Annotated in this window: 12 protein-coding genes; 2 read left to right on the top strand and 10 right to left on the bottom strand. The window is 31.5% G+C overall.

All coding sequences use genetic code 11. From position 1 onward, the window contains the following. The first annotated feature begins 2 nt into the window (after positions 1-2). On the top strand, positions 3-944 hold the full coding sequence (locus SULAZ_RS06155) for a flagellin N-terminal helical domain-containing protein (protein ID WP_012673455.1): 942 nt from the start codon (positions 3-5) through the stop codon (positions 942-944). Position 945: 1 nt separating this feature from the next. Here the strand turns inward: SULAZ_RS06155 and SULAZ_RS06150 are convergent, their stop codons facing one another. From SULAZ_RS06150 to metG, 7 genes are read right to left on the bottom strand one after another with little or no spacing between them, the layout of a single operon-like run. After that, positions 946-3,600: an AAA family ATPase gene (locus SULAZ_RS06150; RefSeq protein ID WP_012673954.1), complete on the bottom strand. Its 2,655-nt coding sequence runs from the start codon at positions 3,598-3,600 to the stop codon at positions 946-948. Further along, the gene (locus SULAZ_RS06145; RefSeq protein ID WP_012673613.1) at positions 3,597-3,911 is read right to left on the bottom strand and encodes an MTH1187 family thiamine-binding protein; all 315 of its coding nucleotides are present in this window, start codon (positions 3,909-3,911) and stop codon (positions 3,597-3,599) included. Before SULAZ_RS06145 ends, SULAZ_RS06150 begins: the two co-directional genes overlap by 4 nt. A gap of 3 nt (positions 3,912-3,914) precedes the next feature. After that, positions 3,915-4,313 carry an EVE domain-containing protein gene (locus SULAZ_RS06140; RefSeq protein WP_012673610.1) on the bottom strand — a complete coding sequence of 133 codons (399 nt, stop codon included), beginning with the start codon at positions 4,311-4,313 and terminating at the stop codon, positions 3,915-3,917. Positions 4,314-4,316: 3 nt separating this feature from the next. After that, entirely contained in the window at positions 4,317-5,510 is a 1,194-nt protein-coding gene (locus tag SULAZ_RS06135; protein ID WP_012674339.1) for a cation:proton antiporter, read from the bottom strand. After that, complete coding sequence (locus SULAZ_RS06130; RefSeq protein WP_012675037.1) at positions 5,510-7,234, bottom strand: NAD+ synthase; 1,725 nt, start codon at positions 7,232-7,234, stop codon at positions 5,510-5,512. The genes SULAZ_RS06135 and SULAZ_RS06130 overlap by 1 nt, the downstream gene beginning before the upstream one ends. Beyond that, positions 7,221-8,216, bottom strand: coding sequence for a hypothetical protein (locus SULAZ_RS08730; protein ID WP_012674220.1), 996 nt, complete (start codon positions 8,214-8,216; stop codon positions 7,221-7,223). Before SULAZ_RS08730 ends, SULAZ_RS06130 begins: the two co-directional genes overlap by 14 nt. A 33-nt stretch (positions 8,217-8,249) precedes the next feature. Further along, the gene (gene metG / locus SULAZ_RS06120) at positions 8,250-10,130 is read right to left on the bottom strand and encodes a methionine--tRNA ligase (protein WP_012673934.1); all 1,881 of its coding nucleotides are present in this window, start codon (positions 10,128-10,130) and stop codon (positions 8,250-8,252) included. A gap of 141 nt (positions 10,131-10,271) precedes the next feature. Here metG and SULAZ_RS06115 point away from each other — a divergent pair, with 141 nt between their 5' ends. Beyond that, positions 10,272-12,233, top strand: coding sequence for an EAL domain-containing protein (locus SULAZ_RS06115; RefSeq protein ID WP_012675086.1), 1,962 nt, complete (start codon positions 10,272-10,274; stop codon positions 12,231-12,233). Positions 12,234-12,252: 19 nt separating this feature from the next. On the opposite strand, the gene SULAZ_RS06110 is transcribed toward SULAZ_RS06115, so the two are convergent. The 3 genes from SULAZ_RS06110 to SULAZ_RS06100 all read right to left on the bottom strand — a co-directional run bounded on the left by SULAZ_RS06110 (position 12,253) and on the right by SULAZ_RS06100 (position 15,430). Beyond that, a complete protein-coding gene (locus tag SULAZ_RS06110; protein WP_012673772.1) occupies positions 12,253-13,179 on the bottom strand; it encodes an RpnC/YadD family protein in 927 nt (308 codons plus the stop codon). Positions 13,180-13,293: 114 nt separating this feature from the next. Then, positions 13,294-13,875: a lipoyl(octanoyl) transferase LipB gene (gene lipB, locus SULAZ_RS06105; RefSeq protein WP_012674902.1), complete on the bottom strand. Its 582-nt coding sequence runs from the start codon at positions 13,873-13,875 to the stop codon at positions 13,294-13,296. Continuing rightward, a complete protein-coding gene (locus SULAZ_RS06100) occupies positions 13,865-15,430 on the bottom strand; it encodes a helicase HerA domain-containing protein (RefSeq protein WP_012674322.1) in 1,566 nt (521 codons plus the stop codon). The genes lipB and SULAZ_RS06100 overlap by 11 nt, the downstream gene beginning before the upstream one ends. Positions 15,431-15,737 lie beyond the last annotated feature (307 nt).

Raw genomic sequence — 15,737 nt, 5'->3', positions numbered from 1 at the left:
CTATGAGAATCGCTGACCTAATAAAATATGATAACTATATAAAAAACGACCAAATAAGACAAAATGAGATAGAAAAATACACTAGACAAATAGCCACAGGAATTAAATTACTATCTCCATCTGACGATACTGTAGGTACTGTAAGTGCACTCCGTCTAAAAACAATAAATGAGGATATAGAGAGATATGGAAGAAATATGGACTTTGTCAATACCATTTTAGATTCTGCAGAAACACAACTTAACTCTATAGCAGCAGCTGGACAGGAAGTTAGAGTTGAGATTGTAAGGCTCTTAAATACAGGTGTGTTAGATAAAGAAGATGCAAAAGTGTTAAGGGATTACTTTGTAAATATGAAAGATTACATTATAAAGCAGGCAAACTTTAAAATAGGAGATACAGCTTTATTTGGTGGTGTTAAAACTCAAACTGACCCGTTTGCACCGGATGGCACTTACCAAGGTGAAACAGTAGAAACAAAAGTGCCAACAGCTCCGGGTGTAGAACTTAACACTACTTTCAACGGGAGAGTTTATTTAGGTGTAAACAACGATACAAATAAAATGATACTGACAGAAACTATAGATAAAATAGTTAACATCATAGACAACGCTATAAGTGGTACAGGAAGCCTTGGAGATTTAAACACTGCTACCATTAGTGTAAATGGTAAAAATGTAAAACTTTTAGAAGCTTTTGATATTGGTTTAAATACAGTTATGCAGTACAGGTCTGTAATAGGAACTCAAGTAAAAACTATTCAAGACTTAAAAACAATAAACGATCAAAACAAAGTGTTTAACAAAGACCTTATCTCAAAACTTGAAGATGTAGATGTTGCAGAAGCAATAACCAACTTACAAAAGGCACAGGTTGCATACCAAGCACTTATATCCGTATTCAACCAAAATAGACAGCTCTCTTTACTGGATTTTTTCAAGTAATTTAACTTATTAGCTCTACAGAGCCATCTTTTACTTTGTATATTACGTTAGCCCAGCCTTCTAACTCTTCGTCGTGGGTTGTTATTATAAGTTGTTTGATAAAATTACTCTCTTTAAGCTCTCCAAAGAGATCAACAAGCTCTTTCTTCCTTTCATCATCTAAAAATATTGTAGGTTCATCTAATATTAAAAAGTCTGCCTTTTCGTTAAGGAGTTTTGCTATAGCAAGTCTTAAAGCTATTGAGAGGGCAACTCTCTGCCCTCCACTTAATGCATCTATATTTACTTCTACGTTAGAGGAAGAAACTGTATTTGCTGTCAAGACAATATCGTACTTTTCTGAAAACTTAAGATTTATAAATTGATTAAATCCAAATCTGTTGAATATCTCTTCTGTGATTTTTGGAAGGTTATACATAGCGTTTTGTTTTAAAAGTTTTTGTATCTGCTGTATAGCGTTTTCCACTTTGTAGTATTTTTTAACTTTACCTGATAAATGCTCTATTCTTTCCTCTTGTTCTTCAGCTTTTTTTAACCCATCTTCTAAAATACTTTTTTGACCTTTTAGATGTCCAAGTTGCTGATTTTTTTCTGATATCTCTTTGTTTTTTTCTTCTATTTGAGCTTTAATCTTTTCTTTTTCTTCTTTGAATTTTTCAATGTCTAAATCTTTTAACTTTTCTTCAATATCATTGAGCTGATTTTCTAACTGAGTTTTAGTGTTTTCACTTTCTTGAAGCTGCCTTTCTAAACTGTCTTCTTCCTTTAGTTTAGGTAGGATTTGATTGTAGCTATCATTAAAAGGTTTTAACTGCTGGATTTTATTACTGGCTTCAGAAATTTCTTGCTTTATTTGTAAAGGTTCTACTTTTAGTCCAATACTTTCTATATCTTTTAAAATCATGTTTTGCTCTTCTATTAATTTTTGTTTAATTTCTTCAAGGTTCTCTTGAAGTATCTTTTGATAGTATCCAAAGTCTTGACTGTGAGATAATATAAACTTTTCTATATCTTCTTTTTGAGATTTTAGCAGGTCTAAATCTTTTATTTGGTGCTGTTTTGCTTTTATTTTAGATTCGTAAGTTGATATTTCCTTTTCAACTTCCTTAATACTATCATAAATAGGTTTTAACTGGTTTAGGAGCTGTTCTATCTCTTTTTGTTTTTTTAACTCTTCTTCAATTTCTTTTTGTTTTTGTGTTAGCTGCTTGTGTTTATTTCTCTTTTCTTCTAACACTTTGTTTATTTCGTTTATAAGTTCTTCTTTTTGATGTTCTTCAAGGGGTCTTCCACAGGTTGGACAGTCTCCATGTATTGATGATAGGTTTGATAATTTTTCTTTTAGTTGTTTACCTTCAGCTTCTATATCTGCTTTTTCTTGTTTAACTTTATCAAGCTCTTTGGAAAGATTTTCCATTTTATATCTGTTTTGATTTATATGTTCATCTATCATAAAAGGATTTAAAAATAGTTGCTGAAACTTTGAATAATAATGTAATAACTGTTTTACAATTTGGTCGTATTTCTGTTTTTTTGTCGCAAGGTCTTTTTGTTTTTCTTTTAATTGTTTTTCAAGTTGTTCTATCTCTCCTTTAATTTTCTCTAGTCTTATAATTTCTTGGGATATTTGTTTTAGCTGATCTTGTTTTTGTGTTATATCTTGATAAATAGGCTGGAATTTTTGTTTAAATTCTATTTTTTTTTGAATTTCTTCTAAATCTTTCTCAACGTGAGACAGTTTAATGTAGAGATTTTCTAAATTTTTAAGTTTTTCGTAGTGCTTTTCAATATCTTGGAGCTGTTTAACTTTTTCTTGCAACTCAGGAAGCTGCTGTTTAAGACCTTCTATTTCTTTTATTTTTTTGTTTATCTCTTCTATCTTTTGCTCTATGTTATCAATCTTTGTTTCTAATAATCTTTTTTCATTTTCTAGAAGACTGTACTGGTTTATTTTTTCTTCTGTTTGATTTAGCTGTTGTTCTAAACTTTGTTTTTCTTGGGTTAGCTGGTTTAAAACAGTTTCTAACTGGTTTATCTGATCTGTTATGGTTTTTATCTGGTCTTCTAAAGACTGTTTATCTACTTTTTCTGTTTTTAGTATCTCTAACTGTTTTTCGTAATTTTTTCTTTTGTCTGCGTACTTTTCTAAAAGTTTAGCGTACATATGAAGGTCTAAAATTTCTTCTATAGTTTTTTCTCTGTCTGCTGGTTTTTGTTTTATAAAGCCTTCTATCTCCCCTTGTCTTATTAGAATAGAGTTTAAAAAGGTTTTTTCTGATATTCCGGTTATTTTGGGGAGTTCTTGTTTTAGATTTTTTTGTCTTTCTAAGACTTGTCTACCGCTTTCTATCCTGTATAGTAATGCAGTTGAAGAGACAGTTCTACCTTTTTTATCTAACTCTCTTACTATTTTGTAAGTAGTACCGTTTTTTATAAACTCAAGTTCAACTAAGGCTTTATTTCTTCCCCATTTTATTAGGTCTATTTGGTTCCCTTTAGATGATTTTCCAAAAAGGGCAAACATTATTCCTTCTAAGATAGATGTTTTACCAGACCCGTTTTCCCCTATTATGGCAGTAATTCCAGAAGGAGAAAACTCTACTTGTGTGTTATCATGGGCTAAAAAGTTTTTTAAAGTTAACTTTGTGATTATCATTTCTTCACTTCTTTACCTAACTTTTCCTCTACTGATTTTACTTTTCCTTCTATTCTATTTTCTGCGTTTTTTCTTATATCCATTTTTATTACTGTGTAAACCCTATTACAGTCCGGTTCAAGTTGTTTGTATGCTTGGTTTATTATGTTTAAAGCCTCTTCCATTGTGTTTGTTTCAAAAACTGTTCCCATAGGTGTTAATTTGTAAGGTACTCCTGAGCTATCTATCATCTTTATTATTCTGCTTACGTACTGACTTACACTTTCTCCTTTGTCTGTAGGAAACATTGAAAACTCAACTAAAAACGACACGATTCAACCTCCATCACTTTTTTCTAATATTAATTTTACCAAATTTTCTGGGACTGGCATAACACTTAATCTTGGCATTCTTACTAAGTAAAAATCTTTAAAGTCTGTAATAGATTTTATTTCTTTCAATGTTAGAAGTTTTAACCTTTTTAAAGGTTTTATGTCTACAACGTATAGATTATTTTCATCTAAGTAAGGTTCTGAGATGACCTCTCCAAGTCCTACTATTGCTTTTTCTTTACCTGAGTGGTATATAAACACTTTATCTTTTGGTTTCATACTTTTTATAAACTTTTGAGCCAGTGGGTTTTTGACTCCGTTCCAAACTGTTCTACCTTCCTTTTCTAAATCGTCGTATGAGTACTCTGAGGGCTCTGTTTTAAGTAAGTAGTAGTTTTCCATCTTTTAACCCTTTACAAGAATTTTTAATATTATTGGAGATATTAAAGTTGTGAAGGCTACTACAAATATTATGACAGCGTAAAGAAGGTCGTCAAAAAGTTTAGCTTGTTTTCCCAGTTCTGCAAATATTAAACCTACTTCTCCCCGTGGAAGCATTGAAAAACCTATTAGTAATTTTTCTTTTGAAGTTCCTTTTACAAAGAATCCTGACAAGACTTTTCCAAGTATTGCAACTATAAGTAAAACAATAGATATTTTCCAAAAATCTAAAGATGTAAAGTCAATTGCTTTTAAATTTAAACTAAGTCCTATTGATACAAAGAAGATAGGTGTAAGTATTGAGACAAGAGGGTTTATTGAATGTTCTACCTTTTCTACCATTTTTTCTTTTTCTTCTATCTTTAAGAATACTGCAAATGGAATTACGAACCTTCTTGAAAGTGCAAGGCCTACTGTAAATGCTCCCAATATCTCAGGTGAACCAACTTCGTGGGATAAAAAGGCAAATAAAAAAATTAAAGACATCACAGCAACTGGAATAAAATCTTCACTTTTTAGTTTTATAGCAAATACATTAATCAACTTGGCAAAAACTTTAGCTAAAACAGGTGCAAGTACAAAGAATGTAGCAATGTAGAAAATCATGGTAATAGTGGATGTTATATCAACTGTTCCTTTTTTCGCAAACTCGTAAAGTACCGCTAAAACTATCACTCCAAAAATATCGTCTAACACAGCTGCAGCTAAAACTATCTGGGCAAATCTTTGATTCATCTTACCAAGGTCTGTTAAAACTTTTACTGTTATACCTATACTTGTAGCAGTTAACGTTCCTCCTATAAATAAGGATGTTGTAAGGGGAAGGTTGAATAGGTAATAACTCAATAAACTTCCAAATAACATTGGAAGAGCTGCACCTACTGTTGCAACAATAAAAGCAGGAATTCCAACTTTTTTAAGTTGATGGATGTCTGCTTCAAGACCTACTTTAAACAAAAGAAGGATTATACCTATTTCAGCCAGAACCTTTATTGCATCGTTTACCTCAATGAGACCTAAAACACTTGTCCCAAGTACAATCCCTGCAAAAATCTCACCCAAAACAGCTGGGATGCCAAATTTATTGAATAAATCTCCTAAAACCCTTCCAACGAATATTATTGCTGCCAAGGATAAAAATAGATAGTGTAAATCCATTATATCTCCTTAAACCTATTTGTTATAGGCATTCTCCTGTCTTTTCCAAAAGCTCTTTCTGTTATCTTTATACCTATTGGAGACTGTCTTCTTTTGTATTCGTTTGTGTCTATAAGTTTTACTATCTTTTTGACAGTCTTTTCATCAAATCCAGCTTTTATAATCTCTTCTACAGAGCAATCTTGTTCTACGTACATTTTTATTATCTCATCTAAGATATGGTAAGGTGCAAGTTCTGCTTCGTCTGTTTGGTTTGGTCTAAGTTCTGCTGAAGGTGGTTTTATTAAAACTCTATCAGGAATAACTTTTGAAATGCTGTTTCTATACTCACAAAGCTGATAAACCTTTGTCTTTAACACATCCTTAATAACCGCAAACCCTCCTACCATATCACCGTAAAGGGTTGAGTACCCTACACTCATCTCACTTTTATTTCCTGTTGCCAAAACTATCCAGCCAAACTTGTTAGAAAGAGCCATAAGTATATTTCCTCTTATCCTTGCTTGAAGGTTCTCTTCCGTTGTATCTGGTTTTAGTCCTTTAAAAATCTCTTTAAATTCGTCTAAGTATGTTTGGAAGATGTTTGTTATAGGGATAATGAAAGTTTCTATATTTAGATTTTTAGCAAGTTCAAGGGCATCTTCTATTGACTCTTTTGATGTGTAAGGAGAAGGCATAAGTACACCTTTTACATTTTCATTACCAAGGGCATCTACAGCAATGGTTGCAACTAATGAACTGTCCACTCCTCCACTAAGACCTATCACTACCTTTTTAAATCCATTTTTTGTTATATAGTCTCTAAGTCCTAAAACAAGGGTATTGTAAGTGTTTTCTATATCTGGTTTATCAAGGACTATCTTTTGCTCTATGTTTACTGTCTTTTCTTTTATTTGGTAATCAACTTTTATATAATTTACTTTATCTGATCTTCTGTACTCTGACCTAAGGTTTTTTAGTCTGTTGTCTTTTAGCTGGTATCTAAAAATTTCATCTAAATCTATGTCTGCAACCACTAAATCCTCTTTGAATGACTCTCCTTTTCCAAGGATTTCTCCGTTTGGATTCACAAAAAAGCTGTTTCCATCAAAAACAAGTTCGTCTTGTCCACCTACGAGATTTACGTAAGCAATCGATACAAGGTTATCCCTTGACCTTACTTTTAACAGTTCTTCTCTCTTTTTAACTTTTCCTTCACTGTATGGTGATGCATTAATATTAAAAATAACTTCACAACCTTCTACTGCATAAGTGTTTATAGGGTTTTCTGGATACCAGATATCCTCACATATAGATACTCCAAATTTATAACCTTCTATCTCAAATACTGTTAACCCATTTCCTTTTTGGAAGTATCTGTTTTCATCAAAAACTCCGTAGTTGGGTAAAAACTGTTTGTGGTATGTGGCGATTATATTTTTATTGTGTATAATTGCAGCTGCGTTGTATATGTCCTCTTTTTTATCAATAAAGCCAACTATAACTACGATGTCTTCAACATTTTCTGTTAATTTTTTGATGTATTGTAGATTTTTCTCAATAAAGGAAGGCTTTAAAATAAGGTCTTCTGGTGGATATCCTGTTAAAGCAAGTTCTGGAAATGCTATAATATCTACCTGTAAATCTTTAGCTTTTTTTATGTAGTCTAAAATTTTTTGCAGATTATAGTCAAAATCACCAACAATTGGGTTTATCTGTCCAAGTGCTACTCTAATTTTTCTCAAAGCCTTTTTTTACCTCACTGTAGTTTAGTAAATCCATTTCAGACCCTTTAAAAGCAAGGGCGTATATACCATTTTTTGTCAAAAGGTTTACTATATCTTCACTTAAGTATATTGAAGAAAATACTGGGATAAGTTTTTTATTTTTATACTCAGGGAAGTATTCAAAAAATTTTTTACTACTGATAAATTCTGCAAATTTTATTACATCTTCAGCTCTTGGTTTTGATTTTGTCTCATTTAACACTACAACTTCTTCACAGACTACTATAAAGTCAAACTCTCTTCTTTTACTTTTATCTATAGTATTTTGCTTTTTGACTCTTATACCTTCAAACTCAACATCGACACAGCTAAAATATTTCTGAGCGATAGTTCTTATGTTTGGTGCTACTATATCTTCTACTAAAGTTCCAAGTCTATCACTAATCTCAGCCCATCTCTTGTTTGCAATCTCTTTTTCTTTTTCAAACTTTTCTTCCCACACTCTTTTTTCTTCTTCTAATTTTTTCAGCCATTCTTGTCTCTCTTTTTCCAGTTTTTCATTCCATTTTTTAAAGTCCTCTTCCAGCTTCCTGTTCCACTCTTCCCAGTCTTTTTTCCGTTCTTCTTCTCTAAGTTTTCTTTCTTCTTCAAGTTTTTTTAGCCATTCTTCTCTGTCTTTCTTTCTCTCCTCTTCTCGTTGTTTTCTTTCTTCTTCAAGTTTTTCGTTCCACTTTTTCAAGCTTTCTTCTAGCTTTCTGTTCCATTCTTCCCAGTCTCTTTTTCGCTCTTCTTCTCTCTGTTTTCTCTCTCTTTCAAATCTTTCGTTCCACTCTAATCGTTCTTTTTCAAAACGTTTTTCCCATTCTCTAAATCTTTCTTTGGTTAAAAGCTCGTTTTTAAGTAGTATATCGTAAACTCTTTCAAAGTTTGCTTCTAAAACTTTTGCCAAATCTTCTACAAGATGTTCAAGTCTATCTACTCTCTCTTCTACAGTAGCCATAGAGTTTACCTCTTAAAGATGATACTTATAAATCTATGATACTGGACTGCCTACATCAACTTCTTTATCTACTGTTAGTATGGTTAATCTTTCTCCGTCTTTTGCTGCAAGTAGCATTCCATGGGACTCTATTCCAAAAATCTTCCTTGGTTTAAGGTTTGCAAGTACTATTACATACTTACCAATTAACTCCTCTGGTTTGTAGTACTGAGCTATTCCGGATACTATAGTTCTCTCTTCATCTCCAAGACTAACTTTTAATTTTAGTAGTTTGTCTGATTTTTCAACTTTCTCAGCTTCTAAAACTTTTCCTACTCTCATCTTTACTTTTGCAAAATCATCAATTGTTATGTACTCTTGTTGTTTTTCTTCTTGTTTTTCTTCCATTTTTTGCTCCTTAGGTTTTATTTCTATTCTTGGAAATAGTGGTTTTACTTCTTGGATTTTTATGTTAGTTGGTAGTGAAAAAGGTTGTATACTGTTTTTAACTTCATTGTATCCAAGCATATTTAGAGCTTCTTGTATTTTTGTAGGCATAAAAGGTTTTAACATCCATAAAATAGCGTATATTCCATCGGCTAAAACGTATAAAACAGTTTTTAAGTACTCTTTATTTTCTTTGTTTAACTTCCATGGTTCTACTTTTACGATGTACTTATTTAACCAGTCTATAAACTGCCATACTTCTTCTAAGCTTCTGCTAAACTCTAAGTTAGATAGATATTTATCAAAGTTTTCTATTGTTTTCTCGTAGATGTTTTTATACTCATCTTCTAAATCTGTTAGTTGTGTGTAAGGTAAGATATTACCTTCTTGAAATTTTTGAATCATTGTTAAACTTCTTGATACTAAGTTTCCAAGATCGTTTGCAAGGTCTGAGTTTATTCTGTTTACAACAGCTTGGTTTGAAAAGTCTCCATCAAGTCCAAATGGTACTTCTCTAAGTAAAAAGTATCTCAGTTGGTCGACTCCATACTCATCTGCAGCTTTAAACGGGTCTACTACATTACCCAAAGATTTAGACATTTTATGTCCTTCTACAGTCCACCAACCATGAGCAAAAACTTTTTTAGGTATTTCAATACCTGCACTCATTAAAAATGCAGGCCAGTAAACTGCATGAAATCTTAGTATATCTTTACCCACTACATGAACGTCAGCTGGCCAGAACTTGTTTAAGTTATCAGGGTATCCTACAGCTGTTAGGTAGTTTGTTAAAGCATCAAACCAGACGTATATCGTATGACTTTCATCAAAAGGAACAGGAATGCCCCACCAAACTCTGTCCTTTTTTCTTGAAACAGATAAGTCTTTCAATCCTTGTTTTACAAAAGATACAACCTCGTTTCTTCTAAAATCAGGCTGAATAAAATCCGGATTTTTTTCGTAAAACTCAAGTAGTTTTTCAGTATACTTAGACAATCTAAAAAAGTAACTCTCTTCTTTGACTTTTTCACAAGGCTTTAAATGGATTGGGCATTTATAATCGTAATCTTTTATCTCTGTTTCTGTTTTAAACTCTTCACAACCTACACAGTAGTAGCTTTCGTACTCTGCTAGGTAAATATCTCCATTTTCATAACATTTTTGGAAGATATGTTGAACTGCCTTTATGTGGTCAGGGTCAGTTGTCCTTATAAATCTATCGTAAGATATGTTTAACTTTTCCCAAAGATTTTTAAAAGATAGATGGGTTTTGTCTGCCAACTCTTTTGGGTGAATTCCTTTTTCTTCAGCTGCTTTTTGGATTTTTTGTCCGTGTTCATCTGTACCTGTTAAAAAAAATGTATCTACACCTTTTTGTCTGTAATACCTTGCCATAACATCACAGGCAATAGTTGTATAAGCGTGTCCCAGATGTGGTACGTCGTTAACGTAGTAAATAGGTGTTGTTATATAAAACTTATTCTGCATCTTCACCCCTTTTAAGGATTTTATAAAATTATAACAAAAAACGGTAATCTAAAACTTCTCTACTTATCCTTGCTCATAAAACTAAATTTTTTTGAAAAAATGACTATAATATAGTAGATAATTTTTAACTTGTGGGGTAGTATGTTTTTAAAAGAAACATCACAAAACTTTGAGCTTTTACGTAGAATAATAGATAAATCACCAGATATTATATTTACAATAGATTTAGACGGTAAAATCCTATATGTAAATGATACTTTCTCTGAAATCTTAGGTTATAGTAAAGAAGAAGTTATAGGAAAACATATAATGGAGATAGCCACTGAGGAAAGTATCTATAACGCTTGTATGATATCTGTAAAATCAACTGGAAAATGTTTAGACCAAGAGACTATTTTTAGAAAGAAAGATGGAACACTAGTTCATGTAGTTAAAAACGTAAATGCTCTCTATAATGAAAAAGGTGATATAGAGTATCTTATAGTAAATGCAAGAGATTTAACCCATTTAGATAACTTAAACAAACAACTTCAAACACTAAAAGAACAGTTAGAAAAAAGGTATGAGCTTATATACAGTATTTTCTTGAATATCAGTGATGCTGTTGCTATTTTAGATAAAGATGGATATTATTTAGAGCAGAACAAATCCCATGAAAATCTAATAGGATACTCTATTGAAGAACTTATAGGAAAAACTCCTAATATTCATATGAAAAAGGATGATTTAGAAAAGATATTTCAAGAGATTAAATCAAAAGGCTCTTATCTAGGTGAGATTCAAATTAAAACAAAATCTGGTGAACACAAAGATGTAGAGCTTTTTGCCTTTGCTTTGTATGACGAAAATGGAAAAATATCAAACATTATTGGAATAAAGAAGGATAGATCTTTAGAGAAAGAGTTAATCTACTTAGATAAATTAACCAACCTTCCAAACAGAATTAAGCTTATGGAAGATTTAAAAAATCTTAAAGAATACAAAGTTATTATTGTAAATATAGATTCCTTTAAAGAGATAAATGATGTATATGGAATAAAAATAGGTGATATGCTTTTAAATGCTTTGGGAAATAGATTAAAAGATATAGGAAAAAAACACAACTTTAACGTTTATAAACTATCTGGTGATGAGTTTTTAATACTGATAGATAGATTCTATCCAAAAACTTTCCTTGAGTCTCTTGTAAACGAGATTTTTTATGAGGTTCAATCAAAACCTTTTGAAATTGAAGGGTTATCTATCCCTATAGACATTACAATAGGAGCTGCAGAAGGAAGTAAAGATGAAACAAAAGCGTTAGAGAAGGCTGATATGGCTTTAAAGTATGCAAAACAAAGTAAGAAAAATTTTGTATGTTATGATGAGACTTTAAAAATTCAAGAGATTTATCAAAACAATATCTCTTGGGTAAGGAATCTTAAAAAAGCGATAGATGAAGATGGATTTTTAGTTTACTACCAACCTATCTTAAACAATCAAACGAACAAGATAGAAAAGTATGAAAGCCTTGTAAGAGTGAAAATAGACAACACGGTTTACTCTCCTTTTTACTTTTTAGAGATTGCAAAAAAATCTAAACTGTATCTAGCCATAACAAAGAAAGTATTTAAAGAAGCCATAAAACATGCAAAAGATTATGAAATTTCTATAAACTTATCCGTTTTAGATATACTTAACGAGGAAATATCTACTGAAATTATTAAAACTTTAAAAGAGAGCGATTTAAAGATAACGTTTGAGATATTAGAATCAGAAGGTATAGAGAACTATGAAGATGTTTCAGGATTTATCAAAAACGTTAAAAGTTTTGGTGCTAAAGTAGCTATAGATGATTTTGGGTCTGGGTATTCAAACTTTGCTTATATACTAAAATTAGATGTAGATTATATAAAAATAGATGCTTCTTTAATAAAGAATATACATCAAGATATAAACTCTCAAATAATAGTAGAAAACATAGTAAATCTTGCCAAAAAGTTAGGTATAAAAACAATCGCAGAGTTTGTCCACTGTAAAGAAGTCTTTGAAAAAGTGAAAGAGTTAGGTATAGATTACTCTCAAGGTTATTACATAAGTGAGCCTAAAGATAGAATTAGCTAAAAATACTCTAACTTCCAATTCAAAAATAAGAAACTATCTCATCTAAACTATTTGCAAGAACAACTTTTCTGTGTAATTCTTTTAACTGGTTAACATCAGATATTTGATTTACCTTCTCCTTTAAATCATATCCCACATAACCAAATTTAAACTCTATAGCATCAATCACACTCTGTCTTAATCCTTCTATTAAACCTTGTTGTAATCCTTGCTGTAAACCCTCTTGAATACCTTTCTCTATTCCCTCTTTAAAACCTTCCTCTTTCCCAATCTTTAAAACATCTCTTAACACTGGATAACTCTCTATCTCTTCCCTTGTCCATTCTACAGTGATTGGCATCTCAAAATCCTCCTGTGTTATATAACTTCTTATCTCTTCCTCTATATTATTCCTTATTTTACTTATTTCAAGAAACAGTGTAAATAGTTCTTTTCTATCTTTTGGATTTGCGTTCTTTATCTCTTTTATCACATTTTCTACATAAAACTTAGGGTCCTCTATCTTACATAGACCTGCAAGTAGTTTGTCTGTGATATTTTGACTTGTTATTAACTCTTTACACGGTATATCTTTAATATCTATCAGTCTATACCTGTAGGTCCAGTCTGAAAACTGTATCTTGTCTGACATTTTTAAAGGCTCTTTTCCTATGTATATACATACTTGAATTAAGTCTTTTGGCTTGTATTTATCAGTGATAAGGTAGAAGTATTCAAACATTCTATATGGCATAGAAGGGTCATTTGTGCTTTGTATTTCAATATGTAGAATGGTATTATCTTCCAATTTAACAACCAAGTCAGCTTCTCTATTTTTAACTATTTTAAGGTCAGTATCTTGAAGGAGCTGCCAGTCTACTTTTTTACCGAGTATTATCTCTATGAGTTTTGTTGCTGGGTTTTTAAACAGATGTTTTAGTAGTAGGTCGGTTTTAATTTTTTCCATCTGTTTTGCTCTTGGGGGATTTTTTCTAATATGATAGCATTATTTATGTTAATCTGATGTGTTTTTTATCCTACTTTCCGATTCCAAACTCTTAATATTGATTGGAAATCAGTGTTAGCTAAAATTTTTGTATAGTTTCTTAATCACTTCATTTTTTAAATTGTCTATATCTATGTTTATTCCTTCTGCTATTAGTGAAGTGGCAGTGTAACCATCTAAATTGCAAGGTTTAATAAGGTTAAACTTTTCAAGGTTTACACTGTGGTTTACAGCTACTCCGTGAAGTGAATAACCCTTTGAGTATCTAAAACCAAGGGAAGCTAACTTTCTTTTTTCTATGTAAAAACCCGGATTTTTAAAATCGTGGTAAATTTTGTCTGATAGAGATTTAAAAACTTCATCAAAGGACTTAACCACTTTCCTGTAAAAGATTTTTGGACTGTTTACTCTAAAAACAAAGTAAAAGATAGGTTGTCCAATTCCATGGAAAGTTATAGACCCTCCTCTGTCTGTTTTTACCACAGGAACTGGAAAGTTCTCTTCTTTTTCATTCTCTCCTACTGTGTAAACATCGTAATGTTGACATAAGATAAGGTAGTTTTCCCCTGATTCTACGGCTTTAGAGTGAATATTTCTCATTTCTTTATAACCTTCTAAATAATCTAATATTCCTAAATCTATTATCTTAAAACTCATCTAAAGCCTTTAAATCGGACCTTTTTTCTTCTGTGGTAGTCCATAAGTCTACTACTTGAATATCGTTTCCTTGGACTTTTCCTTTTGCTTTGTCTATTTTTACTAGTAAAGGTAGTTTTGTCATATTTCCAATTATTATGGCTTCTCCCGGGTTTAAAGATGGAAGATAACTCATCAGCTCCGACGATAAGGCTTCACTTGCACTTTGGACATGTTTTTGGTCTTCTGGTTCAACTAACTTTAGTATAATCATATTATTCATCTGAGATAGTATCTCTTTGTCTAAGCCTTTTGGTCTTTGGGTTACTACACAAAGTCCAAGACCAAACTTCCTTCCTTCCCTTGCTATTCTCATCATATAGTACTTTGAGTCTGTATCTCTCTTATCTCCTGCAAGTATGTGAGCTTCTTCTACTACTACAAGTATAGGTTTTTCAAGTTTAGAATTTTTACCTCTTACGGCTTTTTTCCTTTCTTCTAATGCATGTTTTAACACGTTTGACACTATAGCGTCAGCTACATCCTCGTCTACTTCTGATAAATCAAATACGTTTATTTTCCCAGCTTGTATATTTTCTATTAAATCTTTTGCACCTATCTTTATTATATGGCTAAGTTCATTTTGAGTGTCGTTTAACTTGTTTATAACTTCATACAAAGAGTCTTCCCTTATCTTACCTTTAATAGGTACGTTATCATTATCATCATCTAACCAACTTTCAAGCTCTTGTTCTAATCTATTAAAAAATTGGTCTGTATCTATCCACCTTTTCCAGTCATTTCCTTTTTCATCTCTTATACTTTGGATTACCTTATCTACAGCTACTTTAAAATATCTAAACTGAACCGTAGCGTTATACTTTATTCCTATAAGTTTTGCAAAGTCTCTTATGTCAAGAGTCGTAGGGTCAACTACTGGTTTTATTACATTTACAACACTTTTACCATCTCTTTTAAAATCTGACTTTGTATACTCTCCATGAAAGTCAAACACTACAACTGTACCTTTTAAATTAACTATATTCTCAAGGAGAACTGATACTGTGTTAGATTTTCCAGCTCCGGTTATTGCCAAAATAGCCAGATGTCTTAAAACTATCTGATTTACATCTACATACACAGGAATTTCTTTATCTTCTGCCAGTAGTCTTCCTATTCTTATATGGCTTTTACTTTTTGCACCAAAAAGTTTTTCTAACACTTTAGGGTCTGGTTTTAAGACTTCTGATGCTGGAAGGGGCGGAACTCTCTGGAGCTGTAAGAAAACTTGGTCTTGGGTCTCTATAATTTCTCCTAATATCTGGATTTCTCCTATTACTTTTGTATCTTTTTCACTCTCTTTAAAGAGTCTTTCATAGTTATTTATACTTGGTAGGTCTTCTGGAATGTAGGTATTTTTCCTTTGAACGTTTATAACCATTCCAAGTAGTTTATTTTCTTTACCATTTTCTGTGTACTTTACGTTTACAAACTGACCTAACTTTACAGGTTTTTGGGATATAAAAGTTACTCTGTTTGGGCTTGTTGTCCCTACACAGATACCTATTTTTTCCATATTTTATCCTCTTTATGAAGTAGTATAATTTTTCATTCATTATAACATAGGGGAGTAGCTTGAAGGATATTTAGCTAAAAATGCCCTTACTGATTTTTTATCAGTGATATTACTTCAACTTCAAAATCCTCTTTGTAGGTATTATTACAGTTATCTTTTATAACTTTTCCTACTATGAAAATACTTCACCTTCTATTTCTATTCTATTGTATGGTTTAAGATATTCTATAATTGTATATATTTCGGTATTCAGTTAAAAATTACCTAAACAGTTGTAAATTCCATCTATATAACACTAAATTATTCC

This window comes from Sulfurihydrogenibium azorense Az-Fu1, from assembly GCF_000021545.1.
In the GTDB taxonomy this organism is placed as follows: domain Bacteria; phylum Aquificota; class Aquificia; order Aquificales; family Hydrogenothermaceae; genus Sulfurihydrogenibium; species Sulfurihydrogenibium azorense.
Note: the sequence above shows the minus strand (reverse complement) of the source record. Positions and strands in the feature narration are given on the sequence as shown.